Origin of the sequence: Paenibacillus harenae DSM 16969, from assembly GCF_000422465.1 — a bacterium.
Classification (GTDB): domain Bacteria; phylum Bacillota; class Bacilli; order Paenibacillales; family Paenibacillaceae; genus Pristimantibacillus; species Pristimantibacillus harenae.
Genome location: NZ_KE383842.1, coordinates 1,516,354 through 1,538,304, shown reverse-complemented (window position 1 = coordinate 1,538,304; position 21,951 = coordinate 1,516,354). Strand labels below are relative to the sequence as shown.

At 51.0% G+C, this 21,951-nt stretch carries 20 protein-coding genes; 16 read left to right on the top strand and 4 right to left on the bottom strand.

The genetic code is table 11. From position 1 onward, the window contains the following. The first annotated feature begins 3 nt into the window (after nucleotides 1-3). The 5 genes from H581_RS0117620 (at nucleotide 4) to gndA (ending at nucleotide 6,822) form a co-directional block, all read left to right on the top strand. Nucleotides 4-1,158, top strand: coding sequence for an ABC transporter permease (locus H581_RS0117620; RefSeq protein WP_028611174.1), 1,155 nt, complete (start codon nucleotides 4-6; stop codon nucleotides 1,156-1,158). Next, a complete protein-coding gene (locus tag H581_RS0117615; protein WP_028611173.1) occupies nucleotides 1,151-2,305 on the top strand; it encodes an ABC transporter permease in 1,155 nt (384 codons plus the stop codon). The genes H581_RS0117620 and H581_RS0117615 overlap by 8 nt, the downstream gene beginning before the upstream one ends. 347 nt (nucleotides 2,306-2,652) lie before the next feature. Then, nucleotides 2,653-4,356 carry a proline--tRNA ligase gene (locus H581_RS0117610; RefSeq protein ID WP_028611172.1) on the top strand — a complete coding sequence of 568 codons (1,704 nt, stop codon included), beginning with the start codon at nucleotides 2,653-2,655 and terminating at the stop codon, nucleotides 4,354-4,356. Between the two features lie 216 nt (nucleotides 4,357-4,572). Continuing rightward, nucleotides 4,573-5,169: a hypothetical protein gene (locus tag H581_RS0117605; RefSeq protein ID WP_028611171.1), complete on the top strand. Its 597-nt coding sequence runs from the start codon at nucleotides 4,573-4,575 to the stop codon at nucleotides 5,167-5,169. Between the two features lie 240 nt (nucleotides 5,170-5,409). Then, nucleotides 5,410-6,822, top strand: coding sequence for an NADP-dependent phosphogluconate dehydrogenase (gene gndA / locus H581_RS0117600; RefSeq protein ID WP_028611170.1), 1,413 nt, complete (start codon nucleotides 5,410-5,412; stop codon nucleotides 6,820-6,822). A 33-nt stretch (nucleotides 6,823-6,855) separates the two neighbouring features. On the opposite strand, the gene H581_RS0117595 is transcribed toward gndA, so the two are convergent. After that, nucleotides 6,856-7,152: a hypothetical protein gene (locus H581_RS0117595; RefSeq protein ID WP_051250903.1), complete on the bottom strand. Its 297-nt coding sequence runs from the start codon at nucleotides 7,150-7,152 to the stop codon at nucleotides 6,856-6,858. Nucleotides 7,153-7,294: 142 nt separating this feature from the next. Here H581_RS0117595 and H581_RS0117590 point away from each other — a divergent pair, with 142 nt between their 5' ends. The 6 genes from H581_RS0117590 to ptsP all read left to right on the top strand — a co-directional run bounded on the left by H581_RS0117590 (nucleotide 7,295) and on the right by ptsP (nucleotide 14,107). Then, the gene (locus tag H581_RS0117590; protein ID WP_028611168.1) at nucleotides 7,295-7,819 is read left to right on the top strand and encodes a shikimate kinase; all 525 of its coding nucleotides are present in this window, start codon (nucleotides 7,295-7,297) and stop codon (nucleotides 7,817-7,819) included. A 53-nt stretch (nucleotides 7,820-7,872) separates the two neighbouring features. Beyond that, on the top strand, nucleotides 7,873-9,168 hold the full coding sequence (gene aroA / locus H581_RS0117585) for a 3-phosphoshikimate 1-carboxyvinyltransferase (protein WP_028611167.1): 1,296 nt from the start codon (nucleotides 7,873-7,875) through the stop codon (nucleotides 9,166-9,168). 29 nt (nucleotides 9,169-9,197) lie between these two features. Next, the gene (locus tag H581_RS0117580) at nucleotides 9,198-9,632 is read left to right on the top strand and encodes a CoA-binding protein (protein ID WP_028611166.1); all 435 of its coding nucleotides are present in this window, start codon (nucleotides 9,198-9,200) and stop codon (nucleotides 9,630-9,632) included. A 98-nt stretch (nucleotides 9,633-9,730) separates the two neighbouring features. Then, the gene (locus tag H581_RS34370) at nucleotides 9,731-10,357 is read left to right on the top strand and encodes a hypothetical protein (protein WP_036718766.1); all 627 of its coding nucleotides are present in this window, start codon (nucleotides 9,731-9,733) and stop codon (nucleotides 10,355-10,357) included. A gap of 124 nt (nucleotides 10,358-10,481) precedes the next feature. Further along, the gene (locus tag H581_RS0117570) at nucleotides 10,482-12,368 is read left to right on the top strand and encodes a glucose PTS transporter subunit IIA (RefSeq protein ID WP_028611164.1); all 1,887 of its coding nucleotides are present in this window, start codon (nucleotides 10,482-10,484) and stop codon (nucleotides 12,366-12,368) included. Further along, nucleotides 12,365-14,107: a phosphoenolpyruvate--protein phosphotransferase gene (gene ptsP / locus H581_RS0117565; protein ID WP_028611163.1), complete on the top strand. Its 1,743-nt coding sequence runs from the start codon at nucleotides 12,365-12,367 to the stop codon at nucleotides 14,105-14,107. Before H581_RS0117570 ends, ptsP begins: the two co-directional genes overlap by 4 nt. Here ptsP and H581_RS0117560 read toward each other — a convergent pair. Next, complete coding sequence (locus H581_RS0117560; RefSeq protein ID WP_028611162.1) at nucleotides 14,104-14,634, bottom strand: type 1 glutamine amidotransferase domain-containing protein; 531 nt, start codon at nucleotides 14,632-14,634, stop codon at nucleotides 14,104-14,106. The two genes, ptsP and H581_RS0117560, sit on opposite strands and share 4 nt — an antisense overlap. 52 nt (nucleotides 14,635-14,686) lie before the next feature. Here H581_RS0117560 and H581_RS0117555 point away from each other — a divergent pair, with 52 nt between their 5' ends. From H581_RS0117555 to H581_RS0117540, 4 genes are all read left to right on the top strand, one after another. Then, nucleotides 14,687-15,124: a VanZ family protein gene (locus H581_RS0117555; protein ID WP_051250901.1), complete on the top strand. Its 438-nt coding sequence runs from the start codon at nucleotides 14,687-14,689 to the stop codon at nucleotides 15,122-15,124. Nucleotides 15,125-15,284: 160 nt separating this feature from the next. Further along, nucleotides 15,285-15,698 (top strand): hypothetical protein, encoded by a 414-nt coding sequence (locus H581_RS0117550; protein WP_028611160.1) that lies wholly within the window; start codon nucleotides 15,285-15,287, stop codon nucleotides 15,696-15,698. A 140-nt stretch (nucleotides 15,699-15,838) separates the two neighbouring features. Then, nucleotides 15,839-16,843, top strand: a complete 1,005-nt coding sequence (gene ccpA, locus H581_RS0117545; protein WP_028611159.1) for a catabolite control protein A — start codon at nucleotides 15,839-15,841, stop codon at nucleotides 16,841-16,843. Between the two features lie 5 nt (nucleotides 16,844-16,848). Continuing rightward, nucleotides 16,849-17,550, top strand: coding sequence for a 5'-methylthioadenosine/adenosylhomocysteine nucleosidase (locus H581_RS0117540; protein WP_028611158.1), 702 nt, complete (start codon nucleotides 16,849-16,851; stop codon nucleotides 17,548-17,550). Between the two features lie 532 nt (nucleotides 17,551-18,082). Here the strand turns inward: H581_RS0117540 and H581_RS0117535 are convergent. Further along, the gene (locus H581_RS0117535) at nucleotides 18,083-19,261 is read right to left on the bottom strand and encodes an acetoin utilization protein AcuC (protein ID WP_028611157.1); all 1,179 of its coding nucleotides are present in this window, start codon (nucleotides 19,259-19,261) and stop codon (nucleotides 18,083-18,085) included. A 109-nt stretch (nucleotides 19,262-19,370) separates the two neighbouring features. Further along, the gene (locus H581_RS0117530; RefSeq protein WP_028611156.1) at nucleotides 19,371-20,006 is read right to left on the bottom strand and encodes a GNAT family N-acetyltransferase; all 636 of its coding nucleotides are present in this window, start codon (nucleotides 20,004-20,006) and stop codon (nucleotides 19,371-19,373) included. Between the two features lie 183 nt (nucleotides 20,007-20,189). On the opposite strand from H581_RS0117530, the gene acsA reads away from it, so the two are divergent. Then, nucleotides 20,190-21,914 carry an acetate--CoA ligase gene (gene acsA / locus H581_RS0117525; RefSeq protein ID WP_028611155.1) on the top strand — a complete coding sequence of 575 codons (1,725 nt, stop codon included), beginning with the start codon at nucleotides 20,190-20,192 and terminating at the stop codon, nucleotides 21,912-21,914. The last annotated feature ends 37 nt before the right edge of the window (nucleotides 21,915-21,951 follow it).

The following is a 21,951-nucleotide window of genomic DNA, read 5'->3' as shown; positions in this document are numbered from 1 at the left end:
AGGATGCGGATTTGGTTGACAACCGCCTATTATGAGCTGGTGAAATACAGCCGGATGCGGTCGGTTCTTATTATATTAATCGGGCTGCCCTTACTGCTGATCCTTCTGCTCGGGAGCGCGTTCGATACGGAAATAAAGCCGGCAAAGCTTGCGCTTTACGTGGGGGATCAAGGTGAGCTGAGCGCAAGCGTTAACGAGTTCTGGATCGACGATTCCATCGCCTCCTATATTAAGGTGATTAAGGCGGACTCCGAGCGGGAGGTTCAGGATTTTGTGCAGGAGGGAACCGCCGATTACGGCGTGTATGTGCCCGCCGATTTCTCCAAGCGGGTGATGGCGGGGGAGAAAGCGGAATGGCAAACCTTCTCCGGGCGTTATGCCGAAAAAAATATTGCGGCGGATGCGGTTGTGAACAGCTATATGGCGAATATCAATCTTCAGCTTGCCGCGACGGCGGCGCTCGGCTCCGGTGCCGCCGTCCAAAGCGCCGGCCCAAGGGACGAGCCGCCGCTGATGATCGGCACGCTTGGAAATCCGGAGGACCGGCTGTTCGGCGAAACCTCGGCCATGCAGTATTACGCGGCGGCTTACTTGATCATGTTTCTATTATACAGCGGCATGTCGGCGGCTCTTGCGCTGCTGCAGCAGAAGGAGGATGGCACGCTTCAGCGGATGTATGCCTTGCCCGTATCCTTCCGGACCGTAGTGTCCGGTATACTTACAGGGGCCGTCTTCCTGGCGGCGCTGCAGTCCATTGTTATTATTACGTTTACCAAATACGTGTATCACGTGCAATGGAGCAGCCAATTTTTATGGATAGCATTAATATGTCTGCTGACGACTGCGTCGGGAGTCGGGCTTGCGATTATCGTAGCGTCAATTGCGGGATCGGCTAAGTCCACGCAAACCCTTTTCTCGATTCTCGTGTTTACGATGACTTTTGTAAGCGGCGGGATGATGGCGGGGATTCAAGACAGGATTGGAATAACGGGCAAGCTATCGGTCAATCACTGGGCGAACGAAAGCCTGCGCGCGTTGATGAGCGGCTCGGATTTCTCTGCCGTATCGCATGAAATCGGAATCTTAGCCGTCATCGCATCGGTTTTGTTTATGATTGCTATGATGAGGTTGCCAAAGGTGGTGAAGAAGCATGCCTAGCTTTCATATCGCTGTCCACCTCATAAGGAGAACGATGGGGTCGCGCCGCGGATTGCTGATGAATGTATTGATTCCTGCGGTCATTCTGGCGGTCATGATCGGTTTGTTCGCTAACTTGCAGGGCGGCAAAACCGTCATCATCGTAAATAATGCGGATATCGGCGGAATGGGCGAATATTTGGTTACACCTATAGAGAAGGAGAGCATATACGACGTAAAGCTGGAAACGGGTTGGACGGAGCAGGAGCTTCGGTCTGCGGTTAAGGACGGCAAGGCGGACGCCGCGGTCTATATTCCTCCTGATTATTCGCAAAACATTGCGGAAGGCCGGCAGCCGGGGGCTGTCTTATATCGGATGGATGAGCAGCTATGGAACGCTTCACTGGCGTCGCTGCTTGCGGCGGAGACGAATAAGCTGACGGCGGCGGCAGACGCCTTACGAAGTGCAGGCGGCGGTCAAACGGCTGATCCCGGCCTGCTGGCGGAGCTGGCCAAAGCGCAGGAATCGCCGATGGTCACAGCATCAAATGTAAGCATGAAGCTGGGCCGGGTGGTCTCCGAACCGATGATGATCGGTCTTATTCTGATGTTTGTTATGCTGCTGCTCAGCCAATCCATCGGTTTTATTATGGAGGACCGCGAGCAGCGGACGATGGCAAGAATGTTCACTGCGCCTCTTCGAGCGCTTGACATTGCGCTAGGCAATTATGCCGGCAGCTTGATTATAGGGTCTCTTCAGCTTGTTATCGTGCTTGGCCTAACCTATTTTGCATTCGGCTATTCGCCCGGCATTCCGTTTGGTTCCATGCTGCTTGTATTGGAATGCTTCCTGCTCGCCGCGCTTGGTCTTATATCGGCAGTAGCGGGGTTAGTCCGCAACAGCGCGCAAATGCAGCAGATCAATACGTTGACCATCTTGCCGACCTGTATGATCAGCGGCTGCTTCTTCCCGTTGTCGATTCTGCCGGATTTTATTCAGAAGCTCGCGAACTTCATGCCGCAGAAATGGGCGCTCCAAGCGATTGACAGGTTAGGAGGAGGACAAAGCATCGGCGACATCGGCCTTCAACTGTTCATTCTGCTGCTGTTCGCCGCGGTGATGCTCGCGTTCGGATCTGCGGTGCTGCGGCCGAATCGCACAAGATAATACTTCTTGACAGCGGCTTTGTTGTATTGTAAATTTGTCAGAAAGTTAAGAGCATAACAGCGCCGACCAAGGCTACGCTATTCAGCCAACGTTCATGCCAGAGAGGAAGCCCCCGGGCTGCAAGGCTTCCATGAACGATTGAATAATCCTACCTTGCGAGCTGCAGCGGCAATTCGAAGAAGCGGCCGCTGCCGGAATCTTATTCCGTTACCGATTGAGAGCTGTTCTGCGGTATTAGGCAGTCAGCTGTATGAGGGTGGTACCACGAACGCATTCGTCCCTTGCGAATGCGTTTTTTTGTTTTTCTATCAACGAAACTTATTAATAATTGATCGGGGGACAGTCAAATGAGACAAAGTCAACTATTCCTTCCTACCCTGCGTGAAGCGCCTTCGGAAGCGGAAGCCGTAAGCCATCAATTGATGCTGCGGGCAGGTCTGATCAGGCAGCTGGCTGCAGGCATTTATACGTATTTGCCGCTAGGGAGGCGCGTGCTGAGAAAGCTGGAGCAGATCGTGCGCGAGGAGATGGACCGTGCCGGCGCGCAAGAGGTATTGATGCCGGCCATGCAGCCTGCGGAGCTGTGGCGGCAATCCGGGCGTTATGACATTTACGGACCGGAACTGGTGCGCTTGCGCGATCGGCATAACCGGGAGTTCGCGCTTGGTCCGACGCATGAGGAGGTCATTACTTCCTTAGTTCGCGGCGAGGTAAGTTCTTACCGCCAGCTTCCGCTGACGCTGTATCAAATCCAAACGAAATTCCGCGACGAGAAACGTCCGCGCTACGGGCTTCTGCGGGGAAGAGAATTTATGATGAAGGATGCCTACTCGTTTGATGAGAGCTGGGAGGGGCTTCACCGCAGCTATATGGAAATGTATGAGGCGTACAACCGCATCTTTACGCGCTGCGGGCTCAGGTATCGTGCGGTTGAAGCCGATGCGGGCTCCATCGGAGGGGAGGGTGGAACGCATGAATTTATGGCTTTGGCCGATATTGGCGAGGATACGGTTGCGGCCTGCGATTGCTGCCGATATGCGGCTAATTTGGAGAAGGCGGAATACGGCCGTGAGCTAAAGGAGGCAAGCGGGCAGCAACCGTGCGTTGCAGAGCTCGAGAGGCTCTATACGCCGGGTATGAAGAAGATAGACGAGCTTGCGCCATATTTGAAGCTCGAGGCGAAAGCATTCATAAAGACGCTCATTTATATGGCGGACGGAAAGCCGACGGCGGTTTTGGTCCGCGGCGATCATGAAGTTAACGAGATTAAGGTCAAAAACGCGTTATCCGCGAATGTTCTGGAGCTGGCGGATCATGAGACGACCGAGCGGGTTACGGGCGCGCCAGTCGGATTTGCCGGACCACTCGGCTTGTCCGTCCCCCTCTTGGCGGATGATGCGTTGATGGTGATGAAGTCCGGAATTGCGGGAGCGAACGAAACGGATTACCATTACGGGGGCATCCGGCCATCCGTTCATCTATCGCACGCAATAACCGGTGATTTCCGAAATGCGGCGGCAGGCGATAAATGTCCCCGCTGTGAACAAGGGCGTTTGACCTTCTATCGCGGCATAGAGGTCGGTCACGTCTTTAAGCTGGGCACCAAATACAGTGAAACGCTGAATGCCGGGTTTCTCAACGCGTCGGGCGAAGAACGCCCGTATATTATGGGCTGCTATGGCATCGGCGTTTCCCGGCTGCTGTCCGCTGTTCTGGAACAGCATTATGACAGTAATGGAATCGTATGGCCTGACGAGATGGCCCCTTACCGCGTTCATGTTATTCCCGTATCCGCCAAGGATCAAACCCAAAGGGATCTCGCCGTGCATATTGCGGCCCGTCTTAGCGAGGCCGGCGTTGAAACGCTGCTGGACGACCGCGAAGAACGCCCGGGCGTGAAATTTAAGGACGCCGATCTCATCGGCATACCGCTTCGCATCGTTGTGGGCAAGCATGCGGCCGAGGGCATGGTGGAGCTTAAACGAAGAAATGAAGCGGTTGCAGTGACGGTCCATCTTGAAAATGCCATTTCTATCGCATGCGAAAAATAAAATTACCGGAGTCTTATCCGGAATATGGAAGCGAAAAAAGGGACTGGCCGTCCGCTTGAGATGACGGCTGAGCCCTTTTTTAAGTAAAGTCGCTTGGAAGCGTAAAATTAGTCAATAATCCAAGTTGCCAGAACATAAGATGGAGTATAAGATAAAGATAAGAAACAAATTTTCAGAACATTTCGTCAACTATTCTGAAGGTAGGGAGGGATTGCCGTGAATAAGAGCTATGAAGTCGAATATTGCAATTTGGAGCTGCGATTTGACCGTCGGCAAATCCAAAATCTCATCCGAGATCTGATTCAGGAAGGGTACTCCTTGTATTGGAGTGAGACGGAAGGTCAGTTTCTCGTTTCGATCCGAACTGGCCGCAAGCTCGTTAAGCTTCAGTTCCAGCGCATGAAGAGCCGGTACAAAATTGTCGGGGATTATATCATTAAAGACGAGAAGCTGTCAGAGTTGATTGAAAAGCTGATTAATGACACACGTGGACATGCGGTAGTAAAGCGCATTAAAGATCGTCAAATCGTCATTGAAAGCATTATGTTCGGTGAGATTATACGACTCGTGGAGGTGTCCGGTATGGAGCATCGGATTATTTATCAGAAGAAGCCATTCGTAACGATAGAAGAAATGATTAAGGCATTCCAATCGAAGCGGGCGGAGGAACGCGCGATCGTGCTCCGTTACGAGCTGGATTACGAGCTGTCGGTCCTGTCCGACGCATTGCGTGATAACGACGAGCAGGCTGCGGCGGCCGCGAAGGAAAAACTGCTGGCGCTTCGCTCGGAAATGTTGCAGTTGGAACTTTGATGATGAATGTCGGTTCCTATATGAAAACGTAAAAACGGCCAAATGCTGTGAAGTCCCCGCAGCCTTCGGTCGTTTTTATGTCTGGCGTTTCATTCATATATAAGATAACTTTCCGAATCGGTCAATAATTCTAATGCCAAGACGGCGACATTTTCCATGTAAATAGTTTTCATCTTGCCGCAAAAAGAGTAAAATAAAACTATTGTGACCAAAAATAAATATAAAGGATGGAAGAACCAGATGTCAAAACAACAAATTGGCGTTATCGGATTGGCCGTTATGGGCAAAAATTTGGCCCTTAATATTGAAAGCAGAGGCTTCACGGTTTCGGTATTTAACCGTTCCCGCGAGAAGACGGATGATCTTATGAAGGAAGCAACCGGCAAAAATCTCGTGCCTGCTTATACGATCGAAGAGTTCGTTCAATCGCTCGAAGTTCCGCGGAAAATTTTGATCATGGTTCAAGCTGGAGCGGGAACGGACGCTACAATCGACTCTCTTGTTCCGCATTTGTCCGAAGGCGATATTATTATTGACGGCGGCAACGCTTATTTTCCTGATACGGTTCGCCGCAGCAAGGATCTTGAAGCCAAGGGCTTCCGATTCATCGGCACGGGCGTATCCGGCGGCGAAGAGGGTGCTTTGAAGGGGCCGTCGATCATGCCAGGCGGCCAAAAATCGGCCTACGAGCTCGTTGAACCGATCCTGACGGCGATCTCCGCTAAGGTCGGAGACGATGCTTGCTGTACTTATATTGGACCGGACGGCGCCGGCCATTATGTGAAAATGGTACATAACGGGATTGAGTACGGAGATATGCAGTTGATCTGCGAAGCATATGATCTGCTTAAAAATGTCCTTGACGTAAGCACGGAAGAGCTTCATGAAATTTTCTCCGAGTGGAACAAAGGCGAGCTTGACAGCTACCTGATTGAAATTACAAGAGATATTTTCTCGAAATACGATACGGAGACCGGAAAGCCTATGGTTGACGTCATTCTTGACTCTGCCGGGCAGAAGGGGACGGGTAAATGGACAAGTCAAAGCTCGCTTGATCTTGGCGTACCGCTCTCGATTATTACGGAATCGGTATTTACCCGTTTCTTGTCCGCAATGAAGGAAGAACGCGTCGCTGCCAGCAAAGTGCTTAGCGGACCGGCGAAGGTTCCTTTCCAAGGCGACAAAGAGGCATTTATTGAAGCGGTGCGCAAAGCGCTGTTCGCAAGCAAGATTTGCTCGTACGCACAAGGCTTCGCTCAAATGCGCGCGGCTTCCGAAGAATATAACTGGGATCTTCGCTACGGCGATATCGCGATGATTTTCCGAGGCGGCTGCATTATTCGCGCACGCTTCCTACAGAACATCAAGGACGCCTACGACCGCGATCCTAACCTGCGCAACCTGCTGCTTGATTCATACTTCCAAAATATCGTGCAATCGTACCAAGGCGCATGGCGCGAAGTTGTCGCAGCAGCTGTCACGAACGGCGTACCGGTACCTGCATTCGCAAGCGCGCTTGCTTACTTCGACAGCTACCGTACAGAGCGTCTACCGGCGAATCTGTTGCAAGCGCAGCGTGACTATTTCGGTGCGCATACGTTCAAGCGCGTCGATAAAGAAGGAACGTACCACTTCAACTGGATGCAATCTTAATTTAATCGAACGATCCGGTTCGTTTGGGCGGTCCTAGTATAATCCGTAAGCTGCTTCCCGCAGCCAGTCGCGTAGCCGGTCGGCCTCTTGATCGTAATAATGTCTGCGATGGATGAGGGACATGGCCGCTTCGGCAAAAAAATGAAAGTTTTGCATTAGGCGTGGCTGCGATAGATCCAGGATTGCCGGATCTTCGTCAGCCACCTTTTTTTTAATAAATTCAAGCATCCAAATCACATCTTCCCTGCATAGGGGATGGTCAGGGTCGAGAATGCGGTGAATTCGCTTTTCAGTAAGGTCGAGAGAGGAGATATGGAGATCACTGTTCATATCGGGTTTCACTCCTTTCTTTGAATATGCATCATTATCATCCATACGGCATATGCGACTTTTTTATACCCCTGTTTGACAAAAAAGTGATATGATGTTGTTGAAAAACGGTTTGGAACCGCGAAAAGGGTGAAACGGCTACATGGGAAGGCAACGATTCAACAAATTAGTGCTAATCGGCTTTATGGGAACAGGAAAGTCGACGGTCAGCAGGCTGCTGTCGGAGCAGCTGGGATGGAAGCGGATCGACGGCGATGAGGAGATCGAGCGGCTTGAAGGCCGAACGATATCCGATATTTTCGCTGCTGACGGAGAAGCCGGCTTCCGAGCCATTGAAACGAAAGTGCTGGAAGCTCTGTTGAAGGACGAGGCTCCGGCCATCATCGCAACCGGAGGCGGAGCCGTTCTAAGCGAATACAACCGGGAGCTTATGCTGAACCATGCTTGCGTTGTAGCGCTGAAGGCAAACCCGGAGCAAATCATTGCGAGGGTGAAATCCGATACGTCGCGCCCGTTATTGCAAGGGAATGCCGCCGAGCGGGTGCATCTTCTGCTGGAGCAGCGTAAAAACGCTTACGATTTCGCGAACCTGACCGTCGATACGACTGGGATGACCGCGGATGAAGTTGTCGCCGCCATCTTGTTGGAATGGTCTGCTTTTCGTTGAAAGCAGGTAATCATGAAGCGTATAAATGAATGTAAAAGGAGATCATACGAACTATGGACGTTTTAGTTACGCCAACGCCAAGGCTTGCAGGAGAGCTTCAAGCGCTGTCATCCAAAAATTATACAACGCGTTACCTGCTGGTAGCCGCTCTTGCGGAAGGAACAAGCACGATTTTTTACCCGGCGCACAGTGAAGACAGCGACGCGATGCGCCGTTGTATCCGCGATCTGGGCGCGATTGTGGAGGAGGATGACGAGAAAATCGTCATTACGGGATTTGGACGGCATCCCAAGCCGGTTGATCAGCTTGACGTGGGCAACGCCGGTGCCGTTTTACGATTTCTGATGGCAATCGCAGCGCTATGCCCGGACGTTACGTTTATTAACCGTTACCCGGATTCGCTTGGCAAGCGTCCGCACAGCGATTTGATCGATTCGTTATCCTCCATGGGCGTTTCTATCGATCATAATGACGGCAAGCTTCCAATCAGGATCCGCGGCGGTGCGCCTAAGGGCGGGAAAATTCATGTTTCGGGCAATATCAGCTCCCAATTTTTGAGCGCGCTGTTATTTCTGACGCCGCTGCTTGAAGAGGACAGCGAAATCGAAGTGCTGCACGACTTGAAGTCGAAGGTCGTTATCGGCCAGACGCTCGAGGTGCTGGAGCAAGCCGGAATTGTTATTCATGCCGATGAGGATTACATGCGCTTCCGCGTTCCTGGCAGCCAGAGATATTCCGCGAAAACGTATACCGTGCAGGGCGACTATCCAGGCTCTGCAGCCATTCTTGCCGCCGCTGCCGTTACCCAATCGGATGTCATCGTTCATCGTCTGGAAGAAAAAAGCAAACAAGGCGAACGCGCTATCGTAGATGTGCTGAAGATGATGGAGGTACCGCTGACCCACGAGAACGGCATCGTTCATGTACAAGGGAACGGAAAGCTGAAGGCGGTAGAATTCGACGGAGATCACGCTACGGACGCCGTTCTGGCTATGGTCGCGGCTGCCGTATTCGCAGAAGGCACCTCCCGTTTCTATAATGTAGAAAACCTGCGTTACAAAGAATGCGACCGGATTACGGACTATTTGAATGAGCTCCGCAAAGCAGGGGCAAACGTAGAAGAACGGCAGGCGGAAATAATCGTCCAAGGCCGTCCGGAGGGTGTAGAAGGCGGCGTTGAGATTAACGCGCATTTCGATCATCGCGTCATTATGGCTTTGACGGTTGTCGGCCTGCGCGCCAAGCAGCCGATTCGAATTCGCGACGCGCATCATGTGGCGAAGTCGTATCCGATTTATTTTGATCATCTGCAGGCACTAGGCGCAAACGTCGAGTGGATCGAAGGCTAGAACAATAATCGAAAGATTGAGGTGTTATGATGGCTTTTGAAAACCCTGACCGCGAGCAAATTAAGGACATTTTGCTTAACAGCACGACGGTTGCCGTTGTTGGTTTGTCTGATAAACCGGATCGTGTATCCTATATGGTATCCGAGGCTATGCAAGCGAAGGGGTATACCATTATTCCAGTCAATCCCAATGCCGATATGATATTAGGCCAGAAAAGCTACGCCTCGCTGAAGGATATTCCCGTACCCGTCGATATTGTAAATGTATTCCGCAGGAGCGAGCATACGCCGCCGGTGGCCGAGGAGGCCGCATCCATCGGCGCCAAAACATTTTGGCTGCAGCTTGGCATTTCGAACGAAGAAGCAGCTCAAATTGCCTCTGCAGCCGGGCTGAATGTCGTTATGGACCGCTGCATTAAGGTGGAGGATTCGATTCTCCTGCCCGGCGGAAAAGCCAAAACCTGACTGTTATAAAAAAGACGGTACTCCTGCACAATAAGAAAGGCTTCAAGGACGAGCGATTATCTTGAAGACTTTCTTATCGAATCCAAGGAGGACACGACGTGAATCAATTGTCGCAACAATCGGTTAATTTCCAGGGTCAACAAGGCTTCCAGAATCAAGGGCCTACAGGCTATGTACAATCCCACTACCAAGGTCAGCTTAGACAGCCAACCTTCGGCAGACAAACGAATTCGATTGTCGGTAATGTACAAGGCGGCTATCAAGGCGCTAATCAACAATACAGCTCCTCTATGGGCCAATCGTCATTTAATCAACCGGTAGGTGCGTACAATTCATTCCAATCTCATCAACCTGTTCAAAGCCATGCTGCTTCTCCTGCTACGGCATTCGGTAACGTCGGCCCGGTTATTTCGCATTATGGATATCAAGCTGGCACTAATGCGCAGCAATCTTACCGTCAACCGGCATCTGCTCAATATAGCCAACAAGCGACTGCTAACTTTGGCGGTTATTCTCAATCCAATGCGCAAAGCGCTCAATTCGGTCAAAGCGGTCAAAGCGGTCAAAGCGGTTACGGTATGACACCAGTTCAATCTTACACATCTTCATCGCATCCTGTGTATGAAGCGACAAATGCCTACCAGAATGCCGGTCCTGTCATTTCTCATGTCGGCTGGCAAGCAAACAGTTCATCCGGATCTCCGTATACGGGCGGAATGCGTTAACCGTCACTTCAACAAAGAATAGAATCATCAACAGCGGCGGGCCTTGCGGCCCGTCGTTTTACTTTGACAAATATACGGTAAACGCTTAACATCGTTATAGATATGATTGGACAGGAGGTGCAGCATGTTTTTCATGGGAAGCCTGCAGCAGCTGGGTAGGGCTTTCATGCTGCCGATGATCGTTCTGCCGGGAGCCGCCGTTTTTTTGAGCTTAAGCAGACTGCCATGGCAGATGATCGGGTTGCCCGGTATGGAGAGTTATTTAATCGCTGCCAGCGAAACGATTTTCACTTTCCTGCCCTATATTTTTGCGCTCGGCATCTCGCTAGGGTTGACGGGAAACGCGCTTGCGGCAGGCATGGCAGCCCTCGTAGGCATGGTTATCTACAGCGGGATTACGGGGACATCCGAGGCTCCTATCGAGCCCACCGTTCTTATCGGAACCATCATCGGCATATTAGCCGGAGTGAGTCACGAGCGGTTTAAAAATCTGCGATTACCCGAATATATACAATTTTTTGGCGGACCTCGGTTTGTTCCTTTGTTCGTCAGCCTCGTCACCTTATTGTTCTCGATCGGGATGATCAATATTGCGCCGTACCTGCAGCATATCCTTGTTGAGCTTGGCGAGATCGTAGCCTCCGGAGGCGGATTCGGCGTATTTTTATATGGATTTGTACATCGGATATTAGTCGTGTTCGGTTTGCATCACTTGGTAAGCCATGTATTCTGGTTCCAGATCGGCGGATACGAGACTGCTTCCGGCGAGATGATATACGGCGATCTGCCTCGATTTTTCGCGGGAGATCCGGCAGCGGGCTCGTTTATGGCGGGCTTGTACCCGACCATGATGTTTGCCCTTCCGGCCATCGCCTTTGCAATCATTCACGAAGCGCGCGAGGATTTAAAGCCTAAAATTCAAAAGACTTTTCTTTATGCGGCGCTTGCATCATTTCTGACTGGCGTCACGGAACCGGTGGAATTCGCCTTTTTATTTGTAGCTCCTTATTTGTATGTTGTGCATGCGATTCTGTCAGGCATTATTATGTGGGTTACATATGAGCTGGGCATTAAGCACGGTTTTTCTTTCTCCGCAGGTGCGATCGACTTCGTAATCAATGAACATTTGGCGACGCGCGGCTGGCTTATTATTCCAATCGGTATCGTTGTGGGGCTTATTTATTATTTTCTGTTCCGATGGGCCATCCGAAGGTTCCGCATTCCGACACCCGGCCGTGAGGAAGGCTCGCAGCTGGACGAGTGGGCAGGCGATATTCCTTACCGGGCGCCGCTTATTTTGCAGGCGATCGGCGGCAAACAAAATATTATCCGGATGGAGTCATGTATTACCAGACTCCGGCTTAACGTATCTAATGAGAAGCTGTTAGACGTGAACGCGCTTCGCAATCTGGGAGCTGCCGGTGTCATTAAGCTCGGAGGCGGACATGTGCAGGTTGTGTTCGGAACGTATTCCGAGCTGATCCGCGAAGAAATATTTAAGACGATTCACCGCGATCAGGCTCAGGTGTTGTTCCATTCGCCGATGCAGGGCAGAATGATTCCGCTGGACGAGGTGCCCGACCCGATTTTTGCCGGCAAGCTTGTCGGACAAGGCGTCGCTTTCATACCGGATAGAGGGGAGCTTGTGTCGCCGGTTAAAGGGGATGTTATACATATTTACCCGACGATGCACGCGATCGGCATTCGAACGCCAGAAGGACTTGAGGTTCTGCTTCATATCGGTATCGATACGTCGAAGCTTAAAGGGAAATCGTATTTCAACGCGATGGTCAAGGAGGGCGACGAGGTTACGCCGGGCATGCTTCTTATTAAGTTTGACCTGCAGAGAGTGCGGAGGGAGAGCAAATCGCTTGCTACGCCGATGGTCATCACGAACTCCGATCTTGTGCATTCATGGAGGTACGCACCGTTCAAAGCTGTGAAGAAAGGTCAGTCCTCAGTCATGTCGGTAGTCCTGAAAGAGAGAAATGGTGGAGGGGAAACACAATGATTCAAGGTATAGGAGCGTCAGCAGGCATTGCGATCGGGAGAGCTTTCGTGCTTCCGAACTGGGAGTGGGAGCTTCCGGAGCAAAAAATTGACGTAGCCGATTTTGCCCGGGAATTCGAACGCGTATACGAGGGCATCCGTACCTCAAAATCGGAAATCGAGCAAATCAAGGACGAGCTTCGAGAGGTTGTCGGCTCGGAGGAGACTCATATTTTCGACGCGCATCTCGCCATTCTGGACGATCCTGTCTTTATGAATGAAATACAAGGCATCATCCAACGGCAGTACAAAGCGGCCGAGGTTGCCGTGAAGGAAGCGATCGACCACTTCGTTACGATGTTCGATTTACTTGACGACGAATACATGAAGGAGCGGGCGCTGGACATTAAGGATGTCGGGAACAGGCTGCTCAAGCATTTGCTTGGCGCTCCGGAAATCACGCTTCCGTCAGATACACAGCCTTTTATATTGATTGCAAAAGAGCTTTCGCCATCCCAGCTCGCCCATATCAATCCGCAGCACGTGCTTGGCATTGTTACGCTTGCCGGCAGCACGACTTCCCATTCGGCGATCATGGCCCGGGCGCTTGGCGTACCGCTGATCGTAGGGATCGAGGCGAAGCTGGAGGAGCCGATTCAAACCGGTCAAAGCTTAATTATCGACGGCAGTGACGGAAAGGTGTTCATCAATCCCGAGCAGCCCGTCATCGACGTGTATACCGAATTGCACCGTCGCCAAGTCGAGGCGAAGAATCGCCTGCACGATATCGCCGGTTACCGGCCGGTTACGCCTGACGGCAAAATGCTCTCTCTCGCCGCCAATATCAGCTCCTTCAAGGAGCTGGAAATAGCGCTGTCAAGCGGCGCGCATGGCGTCGGCTTGTTCCGGACCGAATTTTTGTATATGGATCGCAACAGGTTTCCGAAGGAAGAGGAGCAGTATGAAGTATACCGCAGCGTAGCGGAGAAGCTGGAGGGAGAACCGCTTGTCATTCGCACACTGGATGTGGGCGGCGATAAGCAGCTTGATTATTTCGAGCTCCCGGAGGAGGATAATCCTTTTCTCGGGTATCGGGCGATTCGAATTTCGCTTGACCGGCAGGATCTGTTCAAGACGCAGCTTAGGGCAATTCTGCGTGCCAGCCATCACGGCCAAGTGAAGCTGATGTATCCGTTAATTTCTTCCGTTGAAGAGGTACGGGCGGCTAATCGAATATTGGAAGAAGCTAAGCGCGAACTCGAACTTGAGGGCTTGCCATTCGATAATGGCATGAAAATCGGGGTTATGATTGAGGTGCCCGCAGCTGTAATGATCGCAGATCTGCTCGCTGAGGAGGTTGATTTCTTCAGTATCGGGACTAACGATCTGGTGCAGTTTACTTTGGCAGTGGACCGTATGAATGAGCAAATATCGCATTTATACGAACCGTATCATCCTGCCTTGCTGCGGATGTTGAGACTTACGGTTGAGGCTGCCAAGCGGCACGGCATCAAGGTCGGCGTCTGCGGCGAGCTTGCTGGCGATCTAAGGGCGCTGCCGTTATGGCTTACCCTCGACGTAGATGAGCTCAGCATGTCGTCGCATTCGATCCTGCAGGTGAAGGAGCGCCTGCTCTGCACCTCGCAAGCGGAGAGCCGCGAGGTTGTCCGCCAATTGTATGATTGCCGGACGAGTACGGAAATTTTGGACCGGTTAATTGCGTTTATGGAGCATATAGACAACAAAACAGCGAATGGTTAAACCATTCGCTGTTCCAATGCATCGACAAAAGCTTTCGCATAAGGAGGGAGATCAGGCGGCCGGCGGGCGGATATGAGGTTTCCGTCCACGACAACGGCCTCGTCGAACCAGGTTGCGCCGGCATTCTCCATGTCGTCGCGAATTCCCGGGGTCGAAGTCACTTTGCGTCCTTCTAAAATTTTAGCGGATATGAGCACCCACCCGGCATGACAGATTTGGCCGATCGGCTTGTCCGCGGCGTTAAGCTCTTGAACGAGCTGAAGCACCTTCGGATAACGGCGCAGCTTATCCGGCGCCCAGCCCCCGGGAACGAGCAAGCCGATAATGTCATCGCTGTTCACCTCATCGAAGGACAGATCGGCGACCGCAGGCACGCCATATTTTCCGATATGCTTTTTGCCTTTCTCCGGTCCGGCGTATAGGACGGCAGCACCAGCTTCGCGGACGCGGTATACGGGATACCATAGCTCCAGATCTTCGAATTCGTCATCGAGCAAGCAGATGACGGTTTTGTTTTGTAAGGACATGAGCTTCCCTCCATCTATTAAAATTCTCTATCATTGTAACGAAGGAGACACGATGAAGCAAACGAAGCCTAAGCAGCCCATGTTAAACTTTCGCAGATCGTTGCGATTTTTGCCTGCAATCATTTGGATGACGGTTATCTTTCTTTTATCTTCACGAACTGGAGATGAGATCAATACGCTGCTCCCGTTCTTTCAGAAGCTGTTTCCTTTCATGGAAGATTTCAATTGGGGACATTTGGTCTCTTATTTTGTGCTGGCGATGACGATAGATTATGGCATTGGGGGCAAAGCCGACCGCTTTCTGATGAAGCTTATCATTATTCTTCTAAGCGGAGCCTACGGCGTTACGGATGAATTTCATCAGTCCTTCGTCGGAGGCCGGATGCTCGATCCTGCCGATGTGCGCAACGATATGATCGGCGCGGCGCTGTGGACGGCAGCGGCGGCCATTCCGCCGGTTCGCAGGTTCTGGAGAACGGTTGCGCCATAATTGCCGGCATCCCAATCGCATAATAATTTGCGATGATAGCAAAAATTACATGACTATTTTAAGCAGGAGTTTTTGCAAAAAAGGTCGAATAATTTATACATTATAACTCTGAAAAGGCAATGCCAAGAGCATTCCCTGCTAGAAGAAGGAGTGGACCATTTTGCAAAAGCGGTGTCATTGTGGTGACATCATGAAGATGAAACTACGAACAGTTATTTATTCGGGGAAGGTCGAAATCGACAATGTTCCCATATATTCCTGCCCTTCCTGCAGCCGGAGCGAGGTTTTTCCCGAGGTGAAGCCCGATTTAACCGGATTGATCGCGCAGTTGGGAGCCAAGCCGGATAAGCAGACCTTTTTATTCAATGAATGCAATGAATGGGCCGACCTGCTGGTAGAAGCAAAGGCCGAGAAGCAGCAGACGGATCCGGATGCCGTTGAGCAACTGATCGAACAACGGATTAATAAGCTTCTTGATTTATACTTGCTTGCACAATCTCTGAATGATGAGGCCTGGATTACGGATATTAATAAGCGGCTTGAACAAATTAGCCGCCGCCCGCTCTTTACATAGCTCACAGATTTTGATACATATATGCGGCGCCCTCCGAGCGTGGTAAGCGTGAACATTGCGAAAAGTAATATTTTGTCGTATGATTACGTTAATATACGGCGAACGTAATGTTAAAATCTGAGCTAATGGAGAGAAGCACTGTGACGGTAACCATTTATGATGTAGCAAGAGAAGCAGGAGTATCGATGGCTACGGTTTCCCGGGTTGTCAATAACAATCCGAATGTGAAGCCCGCAACACGGAAGAAGGTTTATGAAGCAATAGAACGACTCGGGTATCGTCCTAATGCCGTTGCAAGAGGACTTGCAAGCAAGAAAACGACTACGGTTGGCGTAGTGATCCCCGACATCTCTAATGCTATTTTTGCCGAGGTTGCTCGCGGAATTGAAGATATTGCCAATATGTATCATTATAATATTATTTTGTGTAACGCGGATAAGAAGAAGGATAAGGAAATCCGCGTTATTAACACGCTGCTGGAGAAGCAGGTGGACGGCCTGTTGTTCATGGGCGGCGCAGTGACGGAAGAGCATTTGCAAGCCTTTAAGACAGCGAATGTCCCGATTGTTCTTTGCGCGACCTCCGACGAAAGCGGACAAATTCCATCCGTTGATATTAATCATGAAGATGCGGCCTTTGACGCTGTCAAAAATCTGCTGGAGCAGGGACATACGCGCATTGCGATGATTAGCGGGACGCTGCAGGATCCTTCGATCGGCTATGCCAGATTTCAAGGATACAAGCGCGCGCTTGAGAATGCGGGAATCGCGTACGACGACACGCTCGTTCGTATCGGCAACTATCGCTATGAGTCCGGAGCAGATGCGATGAAATATTTTATTGAGCTGGACAAGCGTCCTACCGCGATATTCTCGGCAACCGACGAAATGGCTATCGGGGCGATTCACAGCATTCAAGACCACGGGTTGAAGGTACCAAGCGATTTCTCGGTCATTAGCGTTGACAACAGCCGGATGGCTTCGATGGTTCGTCCGCAGCTTACTGCGGTTGCTCAACCGATGTACGATATCGGCGCTGTTTCCATGCGTTTGCTGACGAAGCTGATGAAGAAGGAAAACGTCGATCAGTCCAAAGTGGTGCTGCCGCATGAAATCGTTGTGCGACAATCGGTCGGAGGAGTTTAGAAGAAATGCCGTTTAATAAAATCGGAATAATCGGCGCGATGGCCGAAGAAATTGATTTGCTTCATAAGCATGTGAAAGTTTCGTCGCAAGTGACGAAAGCGGGAATCACTTATTATGAAGGCAAGCTTCACGATAAAGCCGTGATCTATTGCAAGTCGGGCGTCGGCAAAGTTAATGCAGCTGTCTGCACGCAGATCCTGCTTGATTTAGGCGCAGATTGCGTGTTGTTTACAGGAGTGGCAGGGGCTGTTGATCCTCGGTTAAATATTGGGGATATCGTCGTTTCCACAAGCTGCATCCAGCATGATATGGATTGCTCGCCGTTAGGCTTCGCCCGCGGCACAATCCCATTCAACGCCAGATCGGAATTTGCAGCCGACGGTCAGTTGATCGAGCTGGCAATCGCGGCATGCGACCGGCTCTTTGCCGGACGAAGCCTGAAAGGCAAAGTGCTGTCTGGCGACCAGTTCATCGCTAGCCGGGAGACGGTCAAACTGCTGCATGAAACGATGGAAGGCGCATGTGCGGAGATGGAGGGAGCTTCGGTCGCGCAGGTGTGCGACATGAACGAAATACCATTTGTCATTATTCGTTCCATGTCGGATAAAGCGGATGGCTCAGCCCACGTGAACTTCTCTGAGTTTACGGTAACAGCATCCAACAACTCCTATCAAATCATAGACGATATCGTTCTGCATATCGGATAACAAAAAAGCCGACGCCGGTCATTTACCAGCGTTGGTTTTTTTTCTTGAAAATACAACACGAATATATGTCAGTCAAGTTACGTCAATTCCAGTAGATGAGACATAGACCGAACTTCGACGTTCTGCTTTTTCTTCCTGATTGAAACTTTCTTCCACTTAGAAGCCGCAAAGAGAGAGGCGCTGGAAGAAACGGGGCTTGACGTCGAAGTTGGTCAATTAACTGGCATATATTATGACCCAACATATGACATGCACCACTTTGTCTTTATATCAAATAACAAATACAATAAAAACCTGAGCCGTGTTCACCTGAAATCTTAGAATGCAGATATTGCACGATGGATGATCTCCCTAGACCCATTAGTGACTTCACGATTCAACGGATACAAGATGCCCTTAATCGTAACAGTCAGCAATTATTCCACATCATAGGACCAAGACAATGGATTGAAGATTAAGCATTATGCGGATGCGAAGAACCGCCAGGCCGCAAATTAATCTCCTGACGGTACTTCTCCAGCTTGGATGCGGGCTAAAGATCTTGAATAACGATAGCCTGTGTCGCTTTATTCTTATTCGTAATCTCTTGACGGCGCGGCATGGCTTTAAAGGTCGATAGATCATCGAGCCAATGAACAGGCAATTTATTCGGGCTGAACGAAGCCCATTGCCGCAGCCAGTTCTCCGGAAGCAACCGCATTTGGCCGGCCGCAGCCGCAGCCGCAATCGGATGATCGATCATTGAGAGCCATACGAGCGACCACGCTCGGGGCACGACCCGGTAAATATCATATCCGCCGCCTCCAAGCGCAATCCAGCGGCCATTCGTATAGGAATGGGCGAGCTCATGGATGATTTCCGGGATTTCCGCATAGATGCGCATACTGCATTGCATATGCGAGAGAGGATCGTAAGCATGAGCGTCACAGCCGTGCTGACTGATTATAACGTCAGGCTTGAAGGCTTCAATCACTTTACGAACGGTGACATTAAAGCTTTCAAGCCATGAGTCATCCTCGGTATAGGGTTCTAACGGCATGTTGAAGCTTGCGCCAAATCCTCTGTCGACCCCTTTCTCATGTACGAAGCCCGTACCGGGGAACAGAAATTTACCGGTCTCGTGAATGGAATAGGTGCATACGTCCGGATCATCGTAAAATACCCATTGAACGCCATCGCCGTGGTGGACATCCGTATCGATATACAGCACTCTCGCGCCATAGGTTTGCCGGATATGCTTAATCGCCACAGCCGCATCGTTATACACACAGAAGCCCGAAGCGCGGTCAGGGAAGGCGTGATGCAAGCCTCCCGCCATATGGTAGGCATGCTGTGACCGGCCTGACATAACTGCGTCAGCTGCTGCGATCGAGCCGCTGACGATTGCAGCCGCGGCTTTATGAATACCGGGAAAGTAGGGCGTATCGTCCGTATTTAGCCCATACCGATCGGCTAGCGATGCATTCTCACCGGATTGGCCGTACTCGCTTAATCGCTTAACTGCATCCAGATAGTCCGGCCGGTGTACGAGCGATAGGACACTTTCTTCCATAGCCGAGAGGGGAGATATGATCCGGCTATCCGATAAAGCTCCCGCAGCTTTAAGCAAATCTATAGTCAGCGTAAGACGGAGGGGATTAAATGGATGTTCCTCTCCGAATCTATAACCGGTTGCATCCGAATGGTGAATGAATATAGCGTCTGAAGCCATTTTGATCCTCCTATAGGTTTGCGCAGCAAACCAGCATCGTAAGCATAGGCTTAGGTTTGCGCAGCAAACCAGCATCGTAAGCATAGGCTAAGGTTTGCGCAGCTTGCGCCTAATACATAAACCGCTGGCGGAAACGGACGCGGTCGAACTGCTCTACGGAGCTCAGCGGAACTTCATGACCGATCCGAACCATCAAGCAATTTGCGGGATGAGAGCATATTTCAGGATCGTCCGTGGCGTACCAGATCATCCCGGCAGATTTCATCAGATTCTCCATCATTTTACGGTAGTCCCATACCGACAATTTCGTGCCTTCCAGATCCCAATGCCAATAATACTCTGTCGTAAACACGATCATATTCTCCAACTGCTCTTCCGCGAAAGCGAGTTGAATCATCCGTTTCCCGAGCCCGTATCCGCGGTAGTCATCCGCCACCTCGATTGCTCCCAGCTCGATAAGATCGAGCATGCCGCCGTCGGACCAGCGTTCAAGCTCATCGGCGTAATGAAAGGTGACATAGCCTACAATGATGTCGCCTTCGCGCGCCACAATGATTCGCCCTTCGACAAGGTTCGCGATTTCGACGAGCGCTTCATGCTGCTCCCGCGGTCTTCGGAAAGCGTCCAGCGCCGCATTCATCTTCATGTCTGCCAATCTCTCCGCCGGAACGGGGCCCTCAATAATCAATTCACGGCTGGCGTCTAGAGCGAGCTGAGCCCGCTGAAAACGCTTTCGATGTTCCAAAGGCTTATTCCCCTTTAGCGATAGATTTTTATCACCAGCTGCAGCTTCTTTACTCTTTATAACAAACATTTGAGTAAATGAAAAGCGTAGTCGAATAGAAAAAGGTTGTGATATAATGGGAGTGTTGGTTTGTAAGCGTATTCCTATAGCGGCAAAAGAGAGATTTGATGGGAGAGTGATAGCATGATCAACCTACATCAAGAGCGAATTCCGGCAACGGCGACGAATCCGAATTTACCGGATTATGAAAGCGCGTCTGCGGCATTTGACTGGAACCAAGTCGAAAGTCAATTCAGCTGGCACAGCACAGGCAAGGTTAATATGGCTTACGAAGCAATTGATCGTCACGTCGAGCAGGGCAAGGGCGGCAAGATCGCGCTCTACTATAGCGATAATGAACGGGACGAATCCTTTACGTTCGAAGAGCTGAGCAAGCAATCGAACCGGTTCGCGAATGTATTGCGCGGGCTGGGGCTTACCAAAGGCGAACGCGTCTTTATTTTTATGCCAAGGACGCCGGAACTGTATTTCAGCGCACTGGGCGCATTGAAGATCGGCGCAGTTGTGGGTCCGCTGTTCGAGGCGTTCATGGAAACCGCGGTGAAAGACAGGCTTCTCGACAGTGAAGCGTCGGCCATTGTGACGACTCCTGCACTGTATAAACGAATTAAGCGCGATGAGCTGCCTAATCTAAAGCATATTATCGTATTCGGTCAAGATGTGCCCGAGGAAGACGGGGTAATCGATTTTTCGACGGAAATGTCGAACGCCTCCGATGCGGCGGAGATGGAATGGCTGGACCGCGAGGACGGACTAATTCTGCATTATACATCCGGATCTACCGGTAAACCGAAGGGCGTCTATCATGTCCAGAATGCGATGATCCAGCATCTGTATACCGGTCAAGTTGTTCTTGATTTAAAAGAAGACGATATATATTGGTGCACGGCCGACCCTGGCTGGGTAACAGGAACGTCATACGGCATGTTTGCTCCATGGCTTAACGGCGCTACAAACGTCGTTCGCGGCGGTCGATTCAGTCCGAGCGATTGGTATGGCGTTATTCAGAAATACGGCGTTACGGTGTGGTACAGCGCGCCGACGGCATTTCGCATGCTGATGGGTGCAGGGGATGACGTCTCGCAGCAGTTTGACTTATCGAGCCTTCGCCATGTTCTCAGCGTCGGAGAACCGCTAAATCCGGAAGTCGTGCGTTGGGGCATGAAGGTATACGGCCAGCGTATCCATGACACCTGGTGGATGACCGAAACCGGGGGGCAGCTGATCTGCAATTATCCGAGCATGGACATCAAGCCGGGCTCCATGGGCAAGCCTTTGCCGGGCGTGGAGGCCGCAATCATTGACGATAACGGCAATGAGGTTCCGCCTTATCGTATGGGCAATTTGGCAATCCGGACGCCATGGCCGTCGATGATGCGCAAAATATGGAACAATCCGTCTAAATACGAGGAATATTTCTACTTGAAGGGCTGGTACGTTTCCGGCGACTCCGCTTATATGGATGAAGAGGGCTATTTCTGGTTCCAAGGGCGGATCGACGATGTAATCAATACGGCTGGCGAAAGGGTCGGACCTTTCGAAGTAGAGAGCAAGCTGGTTGAGCATCCGGCTGTAGCCGAGGCAGGGGTAATCGGCAAGCCCGATCCGATGCGCGGCGAGATCATCAAAGCATTCATCGCATTGCGGGAAGGCTTTTCGCCTTCAGATGAATTAAAACAGGAAATCTCGCAATTCGTCAAAGTAGGCCTATCTGCGCATGCCGCGCCAAGAGAAATCGAGTTTAAGGATAAGCTTCCAAAGACGCGCAGCGGCAAAATTATGCGAAGGGTTCTGAAAGCTTGGGAACTGAACCTGCCGACCGGCGACTTGTCTACGATTGAAGATTAGGTCCGGTCCTTATAAGAATAAAGAAAGAGGATGTTTC

Excerpts from the sequence above, each read along its gene's own strand:
- H581_RS0117580 (WP_028611166.1), top strand. The coding sequence starts at position 9,198 with ATGGCTTTTGAAAACCCTGACCGCGAGCAAATTAAGGACATTTTGCTT.
- gndA (WP_028611170.1), top strand. The coding sequence starts at position 5,410 with ATGTCAAAACAACAAATTGGCGTTATCGGATTGGCCGTTATGGGCAAA.
- H581_RS0117590 (WP_028611168.1), top strand. The coding sequence starts at position 7,295 with ATGGGAAGGCAACGATTCAACAAATTAGTGCTAATCGGCTTTATGGGA.
- H581_RS0117615 (WP_028611173.1), top strand. The coding sequence starts at position 1,151 with ATGCCTAGCTTTCATATCGCTGTCCACCTCATAAGGAGAACGATGGGG.
- H581_RS0117620 (WP_028611174.1), top strand. The coding sequence starts at position 4 with ATGCGGATTTGGTTGACAACCGCCTATTATGAGCTGGTGAAATACAGC.
- ptsP (WP_028611163.1), top strand. The coding sequence starts at position 12,365 with ATGATTCAAGGTATAGGAGCGTCAGCAGGCATTGCGATCGGGAGAGCT.
- H581_RS0117540 (WP_028611158.1), top strand. The coding sequence starts at position 16,849 with ATGCCGTTTAATAAAATCGGAATAATCGGCGCGATGGCCGAAGAAATT.
- H581_RS0117610 (WP_028611172.1), top strand. The coding sequence starts at position 2,653 with ATGAGACAAAGTCAACTATTCCTTCCTACCCTGCGTGAAGCGCCTTCG.
- acsA (WP_028611155.1), top strand. The coding sequence starts at position 20,190 with ATGATCAACCTACATCAAGAGCGAATTCCGGCAACGGCGACGAATCCG.
- H581_RS0117570 (WP_028611164.1), top strand. The coding sequence starts at position 10,482 with ATGTTTTTCATGGGAAGCCTGCAGCAGCTGGGTAGGGCTTTCATGCTG.
- H581_RS0117595 (WP_051250903.1), bottom strand. The coding sequence starts at position 7,152 with ATGAACAGTGATCTCCATATCTCCTCTCTCGACCTTACTGAAAAGCGA.
- H581_RS0117560 (WP_028611162.1), bottom strand. The coding sequence starts at position 14,634 with ATGTCCTTACAAAACAAAACCGTCATCTGCTTGCTCGATGACGAATTC.
- aroA (WP_028611167.1), top strand. The coding sequence starts at position 7,873 with ATGGACGTTTTAGTTACGCCAACGCCAAGGCTTGCAGGAGAGCTTCAA.
- H581_RS0117535 (WP_028611157.1), bottom strand. The coding sequence starts at position 19,261 with ATGGCTTCAGACGCTATATTCATTCACCATTCGGATGCAACCGGTTAT.
- H581_RS0117555 (WP_051250901.1), top strand. The coding sequence starts at position 14,687 with ATGAAGCAAACGAAGCCTAAGCAGCCCATGTTAAACTTTCGCAGATCG.